Genomic DNA, 14,619 nt, shown 5'->3' on the forward strand with positions numbered 1-14,619 from the left:
TCCGCATGCCGGACCAAACTCCCAAGAAGAAGCTTCGCTCGACCGAATGGTTCGGCTCGGCCGACAAGAACGGCTTCATGTACCGCAGCTGGATGAAGAACCAGGGCATACCGGACCACGAGTTCGACGGCCGGCCGATCATCGGCATCTGCAACACGTGGTCGGAGCTCACGCCGTGCAACGCGCACTTTCGCAAGATCGCCGAGCACGTGAAGCGCGGCATCTCGGAAGCGGGCGGCTTTCCGGTCGAGTTTCCGGTGTTCTCGAACGGTGAGTCGAACCTGCGGCCCACCGCCATGCTCACGCGCAACCTTGCGAGCATGGACGTGGAAGAAGCCATTCGCGGCAACCCGGTCGATGCGGTGGTGCTGCTCACGGGCTGCGACAAGACCACGCCCGCACTGCTGATGGGTGCGGCAAGCTGCGACATTCCCGCCATCGTCGTCACGGGCGGGCCGATGCTCAATGGCAAGCTCGAAGGCAAGAACATCGGCTCGGGCACGGCCGTGTGGCAGTTGCACGAGTCGCTGAAGGCCGGTGAGATCAACCTGCACCAGTTCCTTTCGGCCGAAGGCGGCATGTCGCGCTCGGCGGGCACCTGCAACACCATGGGCACGGCCTCGACCATGGCCTGCATGGCCGAAGCTCTGGGCACTTCGCTGCCGCACAACGCGGCCATTCCGGCGGTCGATGCGCGGCGCTATGTGCTTGCGCAGATGTCGGGCATGCGCGCGGTCGAGATGGCGAAAGAAGGGCTCACGCTCTCGAAGATTCTCACGCGCGAGGCTTTCGAGAATGCGATTCGCGTCAATGCGGCCATCGGCGGTTCGACCAACGCGGTGATTCACCTGAAGGCCATTGCGGGGCGCATCGGCGTCGACCTCGAGCTGGAGGACTGGACGCGCATCGGCAGCAACACGCCGACCATCGTCGACCTGATGCCCTCGGGCCGCTTCCTGATGGAAGAGTTCTATTACGCCGGCGGCCTGCCTGCGGTGCTGCGGCGCCTTGGCGAAGCCGGCCTGCTGCCGCACCCCGGCGCGCTCACCGTCAACGGCCAGTCGATCTGGGACAACGTGCGCGAGGCGCCGAGCCTCGACGACGAGGTGATCCGGCCGCTGGACAAGCCGTTGATCGCCGACGGCGGCATTCGCATCCTGCGCGGCAATCTCTCGCCGCGCGGCGCGGTGCTCAAGCCGTCCGCAGCGTCGCCAGAGTTGCTGAAGCATCGCGGCCGGGCCGTGGTGTTCGAGAACCTCGAGCACTACAAGGAGCGCATCGTCGATGAAAGCCTGGAGATCGACGCCAGCTCCGTAATGGTGATGAAGAACTGCGGCCCCAAGGGCTACCCCGGCATGGCCGAGGTCGGCAACATGGGCCTGCCGCCCAAGCTGTTGCGCCAGGGCGTGAAGGACATGGTGCGCATTTCGGATGCGCGCATGAGCGGCACGGCCTACGGCACGGTGGTGCTGCACGTCGCGCCCGAAGCGGCCGATGGCGGGCCGCTTGCGGCGGTGCGCGACGGCGACTGGATCGAGCTCGATTGCGATGCAGGCCGGCTGCACCTGGACATCAGCGACGAAGAGCTGGCGGCGCGCCTGGCATCGCTTTCGAGCAAGGACGCACAGCCCATGAGCACGCGCGGCGGCGGCTACCAGAAGCTCTACGTCAACCACGTGCTGCAGGCCGATGAAGGCTGCGACTTCGACTTTCTGGTGGGCTGCAGAGGCTCCGCCGTTCCCCGTCACTCACACTGATCCATCATGACTCCCAGATACCGCGGCATCTTCCCGGTGGTGCCCACCACCTTCACCGAACAGGGCGCGCTCGACCTCGAAAGCCAGAAGCGCTGCGTCGATTTCATGATCGATGCCGGCTCCGACGGCCTGTGCATCCTGGCCAATTTTTCCGAACAGTTCGTGTTGTCGGACGAAGAGCGCGAGGTGCTTACGCGCACGATGCTGGAGCACGTGAATGGCCGCGTGCCGGTGATCGTGACCACCACGCACTACAGCACCAAGGTGTGCGCCGAGCGCAGCCGGCGCGCGCAGGACATGGGCGCGGCCATGCTGATGGTGATGCCTCCCTATCACGGCGCCACGTTCCGCGTGCCCGAGCCGCAGATCTTCGAGTTCTACGCCGGCCTGTCGGATGCGGTGAGTATTCCGATCATGATCCAGGACGCACCGGCGAGCGGCACGGTGCTGTCGGCGCCGTTCCTCGCGCGCATGGCCAAGGAGATCGAGCAGGTCGCGTACTTCAAGATCGAGACGCCCGGCGCGGCCTCGAAGCTGCGCGAGCTGATCCGCCTTGGCGGCGACGCCATCGAAGGCCCGTGGGATGGCGAGGAGGCCATCACGCTGATGCCCGACCTGGATGCCGGCGCCACGGGCTCAATGACCGGCGGGGGCTACCCGGACGGCATTCGCCCGATCATCGAGGCGCACCGCGCCGGCGACCGCGACAAGGCCTTTGCGCTTTACCAGCAGTGGCTGCCGCTCATCAACTACGAGAACCGGCAAGCCGGCCTCCTGGCCTGCAAGTCGCTCATGAAGGAAGGCGGCGTGATTGCCTGCGAGGCACCGCGGCATCCTTTGCCGGCAATGCACCCGGACACGCGCGCAGGGCTGATCGAAACCGCGAAACGGCTCGATCCGCTGGTGCTGCGCTGGGCGCGCTGAAGAGAAAAGACGTGAAAGAGAAGGGCGCTCAGCTGCTCTTCTCGAGTTCGCTGACCTGCAGCGAGAGGTCGAACAGCTTCGACTTGCTCGCGTAGTAGCGGTCGAGCCGCCATTCCTTCAGGATATCCATGGCGAGCTCGAAGCTCTTGTAGTCAAGGCTGTAGAGCGTGACCAGCTCGAAACTGCGTTCGGATTCGAGCGCCAACACGAGTTGGGCCAGGATCTTGGCCGATTCGTTGGCCGGGTCCGTTTCTATGAATCGGCGAGCGACCTTGATGGCATTCATGGGAAAGGTTTCCTCGGTAGGCAGAGACCGAGAACTATAGCTAGCAGCCCGCCGTGCTTTATGACAGTCGTGTGACAAGCGGGGTCATCGCAGCGTGCGCGGGCCTGGTGTATGCAGCCCGTCGCCGCATCGAAAGGCGGCGACGGGTGCCGCAGCTGCCGACCTCAGCGCTGCATCAGCGTGCGGGCAGCGGCGCCGGCTGCATGGGCGCGATCGGCGTCATGGGAGCCATCGGGGCAATCGCCGGAGCCGGTACGCGTGAAGGCGCGGGCACTGGAGCCGGCATCACGGCAGGAGCCGGCATCACGGCGGGGGCGGGCATTACCACGGTGGTGACCGATTCGCGGATCACGCCGCCGCCCATCACGCTGCCATCGACGGCACCGCGGGTGTTGCCGCTGCCGCCAAGCACGCGTGCTTCGCAGTCGGCGCGATCGGCGGGCGGCTGCAGTCCGCAGCGCGCGAGCGCGTTGCGCTGGTAGTCGGGCGCGCTGGTCAGGCCGCCCCGGGCGGCTTCCTGGCGTGCGGCGCCGGCTTCGCGAATGCAGGCGGCCCGGTCTTGCTGGTTGTGCCCGCAGACCGCGATCTCCTGCTGGTAGGTGGAATCGCCGCGACGCGGCTGCGCCGAGGCCGATGTGGCCGCGGCAATACCGCCCACGGCAATCAGGGCGGCAATCATCGAACGTGCTGTGCTGTTCATGGTGTGCTCCTCTAAGTGGCGTGAAACGAAAACTGTTCGACAGGCTGCTTCAAGCCAGGTTCCACGCGTGGATGGCTGCTCAGCGCGAAGGCGCGGCAGGTTGCGGGGGCAGGGGTGTCACGGTTTCGCGGATGACGCCGCCGCCCATCACGCTGCCTTCGGTGGTGGTGCGTGCGCCGCCCTGCAGGCGGGCTTCGCAATCGGCGCGGTCGGCAACCGGCTGCTCGCGGCAACGCGCCATGGCATTGGCGTCTGCGCGGCCCGGGCCTACGTTGGTCAGGCCATTGCGCTGCGCTTCCTGCCGCGCGGCACCGGCCTCGCGAAGACATGCAGCGCGGTCCTGCTGGACGCCGTCGCACACGGCGCGCTCCTGCTGGGCGCGTTCCGCGGAACCGGGCGCCTGGGCCAGCGCCGGGGCAGTTATGAAGAAGCTGCTTGCTGCAAAAAGCGCGGCAGCAGAAAGGGTGGAACGAACTGTTGTTGTCATCGGGTGCTCCTGGTTGAGGCGCGCCCTCCGAAAGCGCGACCGGAGCAACAGTGTGGTCCGGCCGCCCCCTAAGGGGTGTGGGACTGCAGAGACAGCAGCCCCGGCCAGACTCGCCGATGCGTGTGGGACGTGTCCGGCACCCGCCCGGATCAGCCCGCTGCGATGCGCTGTGCCAGGTGTGCGAGCGCTTCTTCGACCTGGTCGACCAGGATCAGCGACAGGTCGCCGGGTTGCAGCCGCGCGAGCGCGGTGTCGATGGCAACGAACTCCCCGCGGATCTCGTCGATGTAGCGCGTGCGTGCCGCGCCTTGCAGGCCCTGGCGCAGCAGCGCCATCACCTCGCCGTCGGCACGGCCGCGCTGGGCTGCGTCCTGGTAGAGGATCACGTCGTCGAAAGCCTGGCCCAGGATGGCGGTCTGGTCGCGAATGTCGGAATCGCGCCGGTCGCCCGCGCCGCTGATCACCACCGAGCGCTTGTTGGCCGGCATGGTGTCCACGGCCGACACCAGCGCGCGCATGGCGTCGGTGTTGTGGCCGTAGTCGGCAATCACCGTGGCGCCGCGGTAATCCATGACGTTGAAGCGCCCCGGCACGCCGGCCGCGTCGTTCATGAAGCTTGCGAGGCCGCTGCGGATGGTGTCCCAGTCAAGGCCCACGGCCCACGCCGCGGCCACCGAAGCCATCACGTTGTCGACCTGGAAACCGATAGTGCCGTTGCGCGTGATCGGCACGTCGCGCAGCGCAATGCGCTCGCGCCACGAGCCCTCGGCCGCCACCAATGCGTCTTGGTCGACGTACACGGTGCGCTTGCCTTGCGCGCGGTGCGTGGCCATGACCGGATGCTGGCGGTCGGCGGTGAAGAAGATCACGTGGCCGGGGCAGCCGGCGGCCATGGCGGCCACGTTGGGGTCCGCGGCGTTGAGCACCGCATAGCCGTCGGTCGCCACGTTGCGGACGATCACGCGCTTGAGCACCGCCAGGTCTTCGACCGTGGTGATGTAGTTCAGGCCCAGGTGGTCGCCGCTGCCGATGTTGGTGACCACGGCCACCTGGCAGCGGTCGAAGCCGAGGCCTTCACGCAGCACGCCGCCGCGCGCCACTTCGAACACGGCCGCATCCACGTCGGGGTGCATGAGCACGTTGCGCGCGCTCTTGGGGCCGCTGCAGTCGCCGCTGTCGGTCTGGCGGCCGTCGACGTACACGCCGTCGGTGTTGGTCATGCCGGTGCGCAGGCCGCTCGATGCGAGCAGGTGGTTGATGAGGCGCGCCGTGGTGGTCTTGCCGTTGGTGCCTGTGACGGCCACCACGGGAATGCGGCCGTCGTCGCCGGGGGCGAAGAGCGTGTCCACGATGGCCTCGCCGACCGCGCGGCCGCGGCCGAAGGAGGGCGAGATGTGCATGCGCAGGCCGGGCGCGGCATTCACTTCGACCACGCCGCCGTGCTGCTCTTCGAGCGGACGCAGCACGTTCTCGCACACCATGTCGACGCCGCAGATGTGCAGGCCCACCATCTGCGCCGCATCGACGGCGCGCGCGGCCACTTCGGGGTGCACGGTGTCGGTGACGTCGGTGGCGGTGCCGCCGGTGGAAAGATTGGCGTTGTTGCGCAGCACCACGCGTTCTCCGCGCGCGGGCACGCTCTCGGGCGTGAGGCCCTGGGCTTCGAGCCGTCCGATGGCGATGTCGTCCAGGCGAATCTTGGTGAGCGAGGTGGCATGGCCTTCGCCGCGGCGCGGGTCGAGGTTCACTGCGTCGACCAGCTGGCGCACGGTGGAGCTGCCATCGCCGATCACGTTCGGCGGATCGCGCCGCGCGGCGGCCACGAGGCGGTCGCCCACCACCAGCAGGCGGAAGTCGAAGCCCGGCAGAAATTTCTCGACCATGACTTCGCCGTACGCTGCGGCCGATTCGTGGGCGGCCGTGAGCTGCTCGCGCGTCGTGATGTTGACCGTGACGCCCTTGCCCTGGTTGCCGTCCTGCGGCTTCACCACCACCGGCAGGCCGATTTCCATGGCCGCGGCCCAGCCGTCGTCGGCGTCGGCCACCGGCCGGCCCAGCGGCACGGGCACGCCGGCGGCATTGAGCAGCTGCTTGGTGAGTTCCTTGTCCTGCGCAATCGATTCGGCCACGCCGCTGGTGCTGTCGATTTCGGCCGCCTGGATGCGGCGCTGCTTGGAGCCCCAGCCGAACTGCACCAGGCTGCCGCTGGTGAGGCGGCGGTACGGAATGCCGCGCGCCACGGCGGCGTCGACGATGGAGCCGGTGCTCGGGCCGAGCCGCTCCGATTCGTCGAGGTCGCGCAATTCAGTGATGGCGGCGGAGGCGTCGAAGGCCGTGTCGGCCAGTGCGGCGGCAATCAGCTCTTCGGCCAGCGCGAGCGCGCGGCGCCCGACGGCTTCTTCGGTGTATTGGAAGGTGACCTGGTACACACCTTCTTCCACCGTAGGCGAGGTGTGGCCGAAGTTGACGGCGCAGCCGGCCTGCGCCTGCAGCGCCACGGCGGCGTTCTCGAGCACGTGCGCGAGCGCCAGCGGCTGGCCCAGCACCATCGGGTGCAGTTCGCCGATGGTGGGAAAGCGCGCACGCAGGCGGGCTTCGAAGCCCGGCAGCCGGCTGATGGCGTTTTCATTGCCTTCGCAGGCAACGACCGCTTCGATGGCGGTGTGGCGGCTCCAGAGATTGGGACCGCGCAAGGCGCGGATACGGGTAACTTTCATGGGGCGGCGCGCATCAGGCAAATTGGGGTTGGGACGAAAGCGGCTGCGTCTGCGAGAGCTGCAGCGAGGCCAGCGCCGCCTGCAGGTCGGCTTCGAAAGCCTCGACACCCGCACCGATGAGGTTCAGCGGAATGCCCAGCGCCCAGGCTGCGGCCACCGCGGCCAGCAGGCTCTCGAGGCTGACGCCCGCATGCGTGGCGCGCCAGACGGTCAGGCGGCCGAGGCCGGGCAGGAACGATTCGCTGCTGCCGGTGGCCAGCACCACGCGGTCTTGCCGCACCAGCACGGCCTTGCCGCCCGCGGCCTGGTGTGCGGTGAGGGCAGGCGCCTGCGGATCGGCGGCATACAGGATGACGGAGCCGTCGCACAGCGGCGCCAGGCCCGCCACGCGCGGATCGCCCGCGTTGAGCACGGCCGTGCCTTCGGCCAGAACCACATCGACCTGCGTGCGCAGCACCTTGACCATCTGGTCGCTTTCGGTGATGTCGTAGTCGGCCAGCGCCTCCACGCCTTCCAGGTCGGTGACGATGCCCACTTCGCAGCGGTCGTACGCAAGGCCGTCGCGCAGGATCGTTTCGGCGCCGTTCTCGATGACGACGGCTTCCACCGCGCGGTTCACGAGCAGGCGGTGGCCGGCGTCCCAGTTGGCGCTGTCGCGCGCATCGACGCGGCGGCGCTCGAGAAAGAGGCCGTCACGGCAGGCAAGGCCGGTGTGGCGCCCGCCCAGGTTGATGACCCAGGCGACCAGCCGCGCAAGCACGGCGGTGCCTTGGGAGCCTGCAACGCCCACCACCGGAATACGGCCCGGTGCGTCGTTGGGGAACAGGTGGTCGCAAATCGCGCGGCCGACCGGGCGCGGCGAACCGACGGCCGGCTTCAGGTGCATCAAGAGGCCGGGGCCGGCATTCACTTCGACGATGGCGCCGCGCTGCGGGCCGAGCGGCTTGCCGATGTCCTGCGCCACGAGGTCGATGCCCGCAATGTCGAGGCCCACCACGCGCGCGGCCAGCACGGCCGCATGCGCCACTTCAGGATGGACCTGGTCGGTGCAGTCGTTGGCCATGTTGCCGTTGCGCTGGATGGTGACCACGCGGCCCGCGGCCGGCACGGAAGCACCGTCGAGCTCCTGGCGCTTGAGCTCGAGTTGCAGCTTGGCATCGGTGGCCAGCACGATCAGGTCGAGCGGGTACTCTTCTTCAGCGCCGCGGCGCGGGTCGCTGTTGAGCTGCTTTTCGATGAGTTCGGCCACGGTGCTCTTGCCGTCGCCCGTCACGGTAATGATCTCGCCGCGCGCGGCCGCCACCACTTCGCCGCCCACCACCAGCAGGCGGTGTTCGTGGCCGCGAATGAAGCGCTCGACCATCACATCGCTGCCTTCGGGCTCGGCCACCGCGAAAGCGGCCATGACTTCTTCGCGCGTGGTGAGTTCGAGCGACACGCCGCGGCCGTGGTTCGCGTCCGATGGCTTCACGACCACCGGCAGACCGATGTCTTCGGCGGCTTCCCAGGCTTCTTCGGCGCTGGCCACCACCTGGCCTTCGGGCACCGGCACGCCGCAGCTGGCGAGCAGCGACTTGGTCAGCTCCTTGTCGCTGGCAATCGATTCGCCGATGGCACTGGTGTAGTCGGTCTCGGCGGTCCAGATGCGCTGCTGGTTGGCGCCGTAGCCCAGCTGCACCAGGTTGCCGCTGTTCAGCCGCATGTGCGGAATGCCGCGGTCCGTGGCTGCGGACACGATGGCCGCGGTGCTCGGGCCCAGGTAGCAGTCTTCGACCTTGGCCTTGACCGCATCGACCGCCTTTTGCACGTCGGCGGCGGTGAACGGGTCGTTGTTGATGGCGGCCATCAGCAGGCGGTGGCCTTTGGCCAGCGCCACCCGGGCCACCTGCTCGTCGCGCGCGCGGAACACCATGCGGTAGACGCCATGCTCCGAGGTGCTGCGGGTTTGCCCGAATCCGGTCGGCATGCCGGCCAGGTTCAGCAGTTCGATCACCACGTGTTCGAGCACGTGGCCCGACCAGGTACCTTCGGTCAGCCGCTGGATGAAGCCGCCGCGCTCGCCCACGCCGCAGTGGTGCTCGATGAGCGCCGGCAGCAGGGTCGTCAGGCGGTCGGTAAACCCCTCGATCTTGTTGGAGGGGTAGTCTTCCAGCTGGCCCAGGTCGAGCCACACTTCGAGCACCGGACGGTAGGTCCAGAGGTTGGGGCCGCGCAAATAGTTGATGCGCAGCAGGCGGATGTCGTCGAAACGGGTCATGCAAACGTTCGATGTGCTTTGGCCGAGCACCACGGCGCCTTCAAGCGCGCCCATGGCAATCGGTCAGAATCGGCGCCCGACAAAGGACGCCATGACGCGGTCCCTGAGGCCCGCGACGGGCAAGAGTCAAAGAAACACAATGCAACATCACGATCCAGTCGGCACCCGGGAGGGCGAAACAGAGGCGGCATCAGACGCGCTGAAAAGCCGGCTCGCTGCCGCGGAAAACGTTCTGGTCACATTCCCGGTTGACCTCGACGAAGAACTTCTGTTTACGTTTGGCCTCGTGGCCCTGACCGACCGGCGGCTGATGGCGCTGCAACCGGGCGGGCAATGGTGTGAGTGGTCACTAGCCGATGAGTCACTGGAACTGTATCTCAACGACCATTCAGGCGTTGGAACCCTCGATCTGATCGGGGCCAAGGGCCGGCTGGCGCGCTGGCGCTACACCTTGGCCAACCAGCCCGCGGCGCTGCGGCTGCTCAAGCTGTTCGGCCAGCGAGCGAACGGCGTTGTCGCCGAGGCGACAGCGGAGCCCGATGGCGACGACCCGGCCGCCGCCGACGCCGAGCTGCAAACGCCCCCTTCGACCTGGGTGCTGCTGCGCCTGGGCCGCTTTGCCAAGCCTTATCGCAAGCAGCTGATCGCGGGTTTCTTCCTGACCCTGATTTCGACCGCCGCGACGCTGGTGCCGCCGTACCTGACCATCCCGCTGATGGACGACATCCTGATTCCGTTCCAGAACGGGCAGAAGATCGATCCCTCGCGCGTGGCGCTGTACCTGAGCGGCCTGCTCGGGGCGGCGCTGGTGGGCTGGGGCCTGGGCTGGGCGCGCACCTATCTGCTGGCGCTGGTGTCGGAGCGCATCGGCGCCGACCTGCGCACCACCACCTACGAGCACTTGCTGACGCTGCCGCTCGACTATTTCGGCGGCAAGCGCACAGGCGACCTGATGGCGCGCATCGGCTCTGAAACCGACCGCATCAATGTGTTTCTCTCATTGCACGCGCTCGACTTTGCGAACGACGTGCTGATGATCGTGATGACCGCGGTCATCCTGGTGTCCATCAACCCGCTACTGGCAGTGGTCACGCTGGTGCCGCTGCCCTTCATCGCCTGGATGATCCACGTGGTGCGCGACCGGCTGCGCACGGGCTTCGAGAAGATCGACCGCGTGTGGTCGGAGGTCACCAACGTACTGGCCGACACCATTCCCGGCATTCGCGTGGTCAAGGCCTTCGCGCAAGAGCGCCGCGAAGCCGAGCGCTTTCGCATTGCGAACGTCTACAACCTGCAGGTCAACGACAAGCTCAACCGCACCTGGTCGCTGTTCACGCCCACCGTGTCGCTGCTGACCGAAATCGGCCTGCTGGTGGTGTGGGGCTTCGGCATCTGGCAGGTGGCGCGCGGCAGCATTACCGTGGGTGTGCTCACCGCCTTCATTGCGTACATCGGCCGCTTCTACACGCGGCTCGATTCCATGAGCCGCATCGTCTCGGTCACGCAAAAGGCCGCCGCGGGCGCCAAGCGCATCTTCGACATCCTGGACCATGTGAGCAACGTGCCGGAGCCCGCCAACCCGGTGAAGATCGAACGCGTGCAGGGCCGCATCGAGATGAGCGGGCTGGGCTTTCGCTACGGTTCGCGCGCGGTGATCCGCGACCTCGACCTGACCATCGAGCCCGGCGAGATGATCGGCCTGGTGGGCCACAGCGGTTCGGGCAAGAGCACGCTGGTCAACCTGATCTGCCGCTTCTACGACGTGACCGACGGCGCCATCAAGGTCGACGGCACCGACATCCGCCGTTTTGCCGTGGCCGACTACCGCCGCCACGTCGGCCTGGTGCTGCAGGAGCCGTTCCTGTTCTTCGGCACCATTGCGCAGAACATCGCCTACGGCAAGCCCGACGCCACGCGCGAAGAAATCGTGGCCGCCGCGCGCGCCGCGCATGCGCATGACTTCATTCTTCGCCTGCCGCATGGCTACGACTCGCTCGTCGGCGAGCGCGGCCAAGGCCTTTCGGGCGGCGAGCGCCAGCGCATCAGCATTGCGCGCGCGCTGCTCATCGACCCGCGCATCCTCATCCTCGACGAGGCCACGTCGGCCGTGGACACCGAGACCGAGAAAGAAATCCAGAAGGCGCTCGACAACCTCGTGCAGGGCCGCACGACCATTGCGATCGCGCACCGCCTGTCGACGCTGCGCAAGGCCGACCGGCTGGTGGTGATGGACCGCGGCGAGGTGGTCGAGGTCGGTCCGCACGACGAATTGATGGCGAAGCAGGGCGCCTACTGGCGGCTCTACCAGGCGCAACTGCGCCAGGCGGACGACGATGCGAGCGAAGGCGCTGTGGACGAACGCGCGGGCGCCCAGCTGCCGTTGGTGAGCCATGCAGCGCATCCGGCGGGAGAGGCGTGATGAACGGCAACATTCCCGTCTTCAAGCTCGAGCGCGATTCCTTCGGCCGCCTGGTGCTGACCGATGCCGAGGGCGAGCGCCACGTGGGCGTGACGCCTGTGCGGGCCTTTCCGCTCAGCGCGCCCGGCGAGGGCGTGTCGCTGGTCGGCGGCGAGGGCCGCGAGCTGGTCTGGATCGACCGCGTCGAGGTCTTGCCGGCGGAAACGCGCGCATTGCTCGAGCAAGAGCTGGCAGTGCGCGACTTTGCGCCCACGCTGCTGAAGCTGCATGGCGTGTCGAGCTTCGGCGTGCCCAGCACCTGGACCGTGAGAACCGACCGCGGTGAAACCACCTTCGTACTCAAGGCCGAAGAAGACATTCGCCGGCTCGAAGGCGGCGCGCTGCTGATTGCCAGCGCGCACGGCGTGCAGTTCCGCATTCCCGACGTGAAGGCGCTCGACCGCCCCTCGCGCAAGCTGCTCGAGCGCTTTCTCTAGCAGGCTGCGAAAATCGGGGCTTTTGTACCCGCGATGGCCCACCGCCGTCGAAGAGAAATGCCCCTGCACACCACCGCCCTCGTCCTGTTCTCCGGTGGCCAGGACTCGACCACCTGCCTCGCGGACGCGCTCTCCAAATACCAGCGTGTTGAAACGCTCGGCTTCGACTACGGCCAGCGGCACCGCGTGGAGCTCGACGTGCGCGGCACCATCCTTTCGAAGATGCGCGAGCGCTTTCCAGACTGGGCGCCGCGCCTGGGCGAAGACCACGTGCTCACGCTCGCCGCACTGGCGCAGCTCGGCGGCTCGTCGCTGACGGAAGAGGTGGCGTTCGAAATGCAGGCCGACGGCCTGCCCAACACCTTCGTGCCCGGCCGCAACCTGCTGTTTCTTACCCTTGCCGGTGCGCTGGCCTATCGCCGCGGGCTGCAGGTGATCGTCACCGGCGTCTGCGAGACCGACTTTTCGGGCTACCCCGACTGCCGCGACGACACCATGAAGGCGATGCAGCTTGCGCTCTCGCTCGGGCTGGAGCGCCGCCTGGTCATCGAAACGCCGCTGATGTGGATCGACAAGGCCGAAACCTGGCAGATGGCGCACCGCCTGGGCGGCGCGCCGCTGGTCGACCTGATCGTGGAAGAAACCCACACCTGCTACCTTGGCGACCGCGAACATCGGCAGGCCTGGGGCTACGGCTGCGGCGAATGCCCCGCTTGCGATTTGCGCAAGAAGGGGTGGGAGCGCTACGCCTCTCGCGCCTAGGCGGCAGCGGAGGCCGAGGTCTCCAGCCGATAGCGCGCGCCGCCGGCCGGTGCGCCTTCGGGCTGGGACACCAGCGTCCAGCGCTGGTTGTGGAAGTCGCCGACCGCTGCCCGGTGCGCAATCGACACCATGGCGCCACCCGCGGCCTTCACCCTGTCGGAGAGACGCTTGTAGAGCACGCCTTCGGCCTCGGCATCGAGGGCGCTGGTGATCTCGTCGGCAAAAAGCCATGACGGCTTTTTCAGCAGCACGCGGGCAATGGAAAGGCGCTGCTGCTCGCCGCCCGAAAGCTTCTGGCTCCAGGCGTCGCTGTCGTCGAGGCGGTTGACCAGGTCGGGCAGAAGCGCATCGACCAGGGCCTGCCGCAGCTCGGCATCGCTGTAGTTCTCGGCCGGGTTGGGATAGGCCAGTGCGTCGCGCAAGGTGCCGTCGGGCACGTAAGGCCGCTGCGGCATGAACACCGCGCCATCGGGCACTTTCACATGGCCATTTGCAAACGGCCAGATGCCGGCGAACGTGCGAAAGAGAGTCGATTTGCCGCTGCCCGAGGGGCCTTGCAGCAGCACGCTGTCGCCCGGTTGCACCGCCAGCGCCGCACCCGCCAGGAGCGACGTGCCGTTGGGCAGTCCGATGGACAGGTCTTCGGTGCCCAGGCTGACCGCGCTGTCGCGTTCGAGTTGCTCGTTGGGCGTTTCCTGCGCACGCATGGCTTCGTCGAAGCTGGTGAGCCGGTCGGCGGTGGCGCGCCAGATTGCAACCCGGTCATAGTTTTCGACAAACCAGGAGAGCGAGTCCTGTACCGTGTTGAAGGCACGGGCGATCTGCATCATTTCTCCGAACTGGATTGCGCCGCTGAAGAAGCGGGGCGCCGCAAGGAAGTACGGAAACACGATGGCCAGCTGCGCGAACGAGGCGGTGAAAGTGACCAGGTTCTTCTGCTGCTTGATGAGCGCAAGATAGTTGCGCAGCACGCTCGAAAAGCGCATGTCGAGTTGGCCGCGCTCCACGCGCTCGCCATGATCAAGGGCGATGGCCTCGCTGTACTCGCGCACACGCACCAGGTGGTGCCGAAAATCTGCTTCGAGGCGCTGTTGCTGGAAGTTGAGCCCGATCAGCGGCCGGCCGATGAAGTGGGTGATGACCGTGCCCACCGTGCAGTAGATCACCGCGACCCACACCATCAGCCCCGGCACGGTGAATTCATGCCCCCCCAGGGTGAACGCAAACTGCCCTGACAGGCTCCAGAGAATGCCGACGAAGGTCACCAGCGTCACGACCGAGTTCAGGATGCCCATCGACAAAGTCACCGTGTAGTCGGTGAACATTTGCATGTCTTCCTGGATGCGCTGGTCCGGGTTGTCGGTATTGGCGGGCTGGTCGTCCGCTGTGCCGGGCTTCTGAGCGTAGCGGGCGAGTTCCAGCCGGTAGAAGGTGCGGTTGGCCATCCACCGGCTGAGATAGTTGCGCGTCATCCATGCGCGCCAGCGCACCTGGAGCAGCTGCGTCAGATAAAACTTGAGCACCGCAACGCCGATGCCAGCCATTGCGATGTAGGTGAAGCGCAGCAGCTGGGTCCAGAAGACTGGCTCGTTCTTGTTCTGCAGGGCATCGAAGAAAACCCGGCTCCAGTCGTTCAGCAGCACCGCAACATAGACGGTGCCCAGGTTCAGCGCGATCACGGCCGCGAACATTCCGCGGGCGCGCCACTTCTCCTCAGACTTGAAATAGGGTGCGGACAGGGCCAGGACGCGGCGCAAGACCTGGGCGAACGTGGCGGCACGCGCCTTGACGGATAAAGACATGCAGTTTCCTCACTAGGGCGCAGGCGCGCCCG

At 67.1% G+C, this 14,619-nt stretch carries 11 protein-coding genes; 5 read left to right on the top strand and 6 right to left on the bottom strand.

Features of this window, described 5'->3' with window-relative positions; translation table 11 throughout:
• Positions 1–5: 5 nt before the first annotated feature.
• Both V9L20_RS21010 and V9L20_RS21015 read left to right on the top strand, forming a co-directional pair.
• Positions 6–1,757 carry an IlvD/Edd family dehydratase gene (locus V9L20_RS21010; RefSeq protein WP_337298074.1) on the top strand — a complete coding sequence of 584 codons (1,752 nt, stop codon included), beginning with the start codon at positions 6–8 and terminating at the stop codon, positions 1,755–1,757.
• Between the two features lie 6 nt (positions 1,758–1,763).
• Positions 1,764–2,681 carry a dihydrodipicolinate synthase family protein gene (locus V9L20_RS21015; RefSeq protein WP_337298075.1) on the top strand — a complete coding sequence of 306 codons (918 nt, stop codon included), beginning with the start codon at positions 1,764–1,766 and terminating at the stop codon, positions 2,679–2,681.
• A gap of 28 nt (positions 2,682–2,709) precedes the next feature.
• Here V9L20_RS21015 and V9L20_RS21020 read toward each other — a convergent pair whose 3' ends face one another.
• The 5 genes from V9L20_RS21020 to V9L20_RS21040 all read right to left on the bottom strand — a co-directional run bounded on the left by V9L20_RS21020 (position 2,710) and on the right by V9L20_RS21040 (position 9,128).
• On the bottom strand, positions 2,710–2,967 hold the full coding sequence (locus V9L20_RS21020; RefSeq protein ID WP_337298076.1) for a hypothetical protein: 258 nt from the start codon (positions 2,965–2,967) through the stop codon (positions 2,710–2,712).
• Positions 2,968–3,142: 175 nt separating this feature from the next.
• Positions 3,143–3,667 carry a hypothetical protein gene (locus V9L20_RS21025; RefSeq protein ID WP_337298077.1) on the bottom strand — a complete coding sequence of 175 codons (525 nt, stop codon included), beginning with the start codon at positions 3,665–3,667 and terminating at the stop codon, positions 3,143–3,145.
• Between the two features lie 79 nt (positions 3,668–3,746).
• Complete coding sequence (locus V9L20_RS21030; protein WP_258504287.1) at positions 3,747–4,154, bottom strand: hypothetical protein; 408 nt, start codon at positions 4,152–4,154, stop codon at positions 3,747–3,749.
• 149 nt (positions 4,155–4,303) lie between these two features.
• The gene (gene cphA, locus V9L20_RS21035; RefSeq protein ID WP_337298078.1) at positions 4,304–6,871 is read right to left on the bottom strand and encodes a cyanophycin synthetase; all 2,568 of its coding nucleotides are present in this window, start codon (positions 6,869–6,871) and stop codon (positions 4,304–4,306) included.
• Between the two features lie 13 nt (positions 6,872–6,884).
• Positions 6,885–9,128: a cyanophycin synthetase gene (locus V9L20_RS21040; RefSeq protein ID WP_337298079.1), complete on the bottom strand. Its 2,244-nt coding sequence runs from the start codon at positions 9,126–9,128 to the stop codon at positions 6,885–6,887.
• A 139-nt stretch (positions 9,129–9,267) separates the two neighbouring features.
• Between V9L20_RS21040 and V9L20_RS21045 the strand changes: the two genes are divergently transcribed.
• From V9L20_RS21045 to queC, 3 genes are read left to right on the top strand one after another with little or no spacing between them, the layout of a single operon-like run.
• Complete coding sequence (locus V9L20_RS21045) at positions 9,268–11,547, top strand: cyanophycin metabolism-associated ABC transporter (RefSeq protein ID WP_337298080.1); 2,280 nt, start codon at positions 9,268–9,270, stop codon at positions 11,545–11,547.
• Positions 11,547–12,023 (top strand): cyanophycin metabolism-associated DUF1854 family protein, encoded by a 477-nt coding sequence (locus tag V9L20_RS21050; RefSeq protein ID WP_337298081.1) that lies wholly within the window; start codon positions 11,547–11,549, stop codon positions 12,021–12,023. Before V9L20_RS21045 ends, V9L20_RS21050 begins: the two co-directional genes overlap by 1 nt.
• A gap of 57 nt (positions 12,024–12,080) precedes the next feature.
• On the top strand, positions 12,081–12,785 hold the full coding sequence (gene queC, locus V9L20_RS21055; protein WP_337298082.1) for a 7-cyano-7-deazaguanine synthase QueC: 705 nt from the start codon (positions 12,081–12,083) through the stop codon (positions 12,783–12,785).
• Here the strand turns inward: queC and V9L20_RS21060 are convergent.
• Positions 12,782–14,587: an ABC transporter ATP-binding protein/permease gene (locus tag V9L20_RS21060; RefSeq protein WP_337298083.1), complete on the bottom strand. Its 1,806-nt coding sequence runs from the start codon at positions 14,585–14,587 to the stop codon at positions 12,782–12,784. The genes queC and V9L20_RS21060 overlap by 4 nt on opposite strands.
• Between the last annotated feature and the right edge of the window lie 32 nt (positions 14,588–14,619).

This window comes from Variovorax sp. CCNWLW225 (assembly GCF_037204045.1).
Classification (GTDB): domain Bacteria; phylum Pseudomonadota; class Gammaproteobacteria; order Burkholderiales; family Burkholderiaceae_C; genus Variovorax.

Coding starts and splice junctions, on each gene's coding strand:
- V9L20_RS21010 (WP_337298074.1), top strand. CDS start 6: ATGCCGGACCAAACTCCCAAGAAGAAGCTTCGCTCGACCGAATGGTTC.
- V9L20_RS21015 (WP_337298075.1), top strand. CDS start 1,764: ATGACTCCCAGATACCGCGGCATCTTCCCGGTGGTGCCCACCACCTTC.
- V9L20_RS21020 (WP_337298076.1), bottom strand. CDS start 2,967: ATGAATGCCATCAAGGTCGCTCGCCGATTCATAGAAACGGACCCGGCC.
- V9L20_RS21025 (WP_337298077.1), bottom strand. CDS start 3,667: ATGAACAGCACAGCACGTTCGATGATTGCCGCCCTGATTGCCGTGGGC.
- V9L20_RS21030 (WP_258504287.1), bottom strand. CDS start 4,154: ATGACAACAACAGTTCGTTCCACCCTTTCTGCTGCCGCGCTTTTTGCA.
- cphA (WP_337298078.1), bottom strand. CDS start 6,871: ATGAAAGTTACCCGTATCCGCGCCTTGCGCGGTCCCAATCTCTGGAGC.
- V9L20_RS21040 (WP_337298079.1), bottom strand. CDS start 9,128: ATGACCCGTTTCGACGACATCCGCCTGCTGCGCATCAACTATTTGCGC.
- V9L20_RS21045 (WP_337298080.1), top strand. CDS start 9,268: ATGCAACATCACGATCCAGTCGGCACCCGGGAGGGCGAAACAGAGGCG.
- V9L20_RS21050 (WP_337298081.1), top strand. CDS start 11,547: ATGAACGGCAACATTCCCGTCTTCAAGCTCGAGCGCGATTCCTTCGGC.
- queC (WP_337298082.1), top strand. CDS start 12,081: ATGCCCCTGCACACCACCGCCCTCGTCCTGTTCTCCGGTGGCCAGGAC.
- V9L20_RS21060 (WP_337298083.1), bottom strand. CDS start 14,587: ATGTCTTTATCCGTCAAGGCGCGTGCCGCCACGTTCGCCCAGGTCTTG.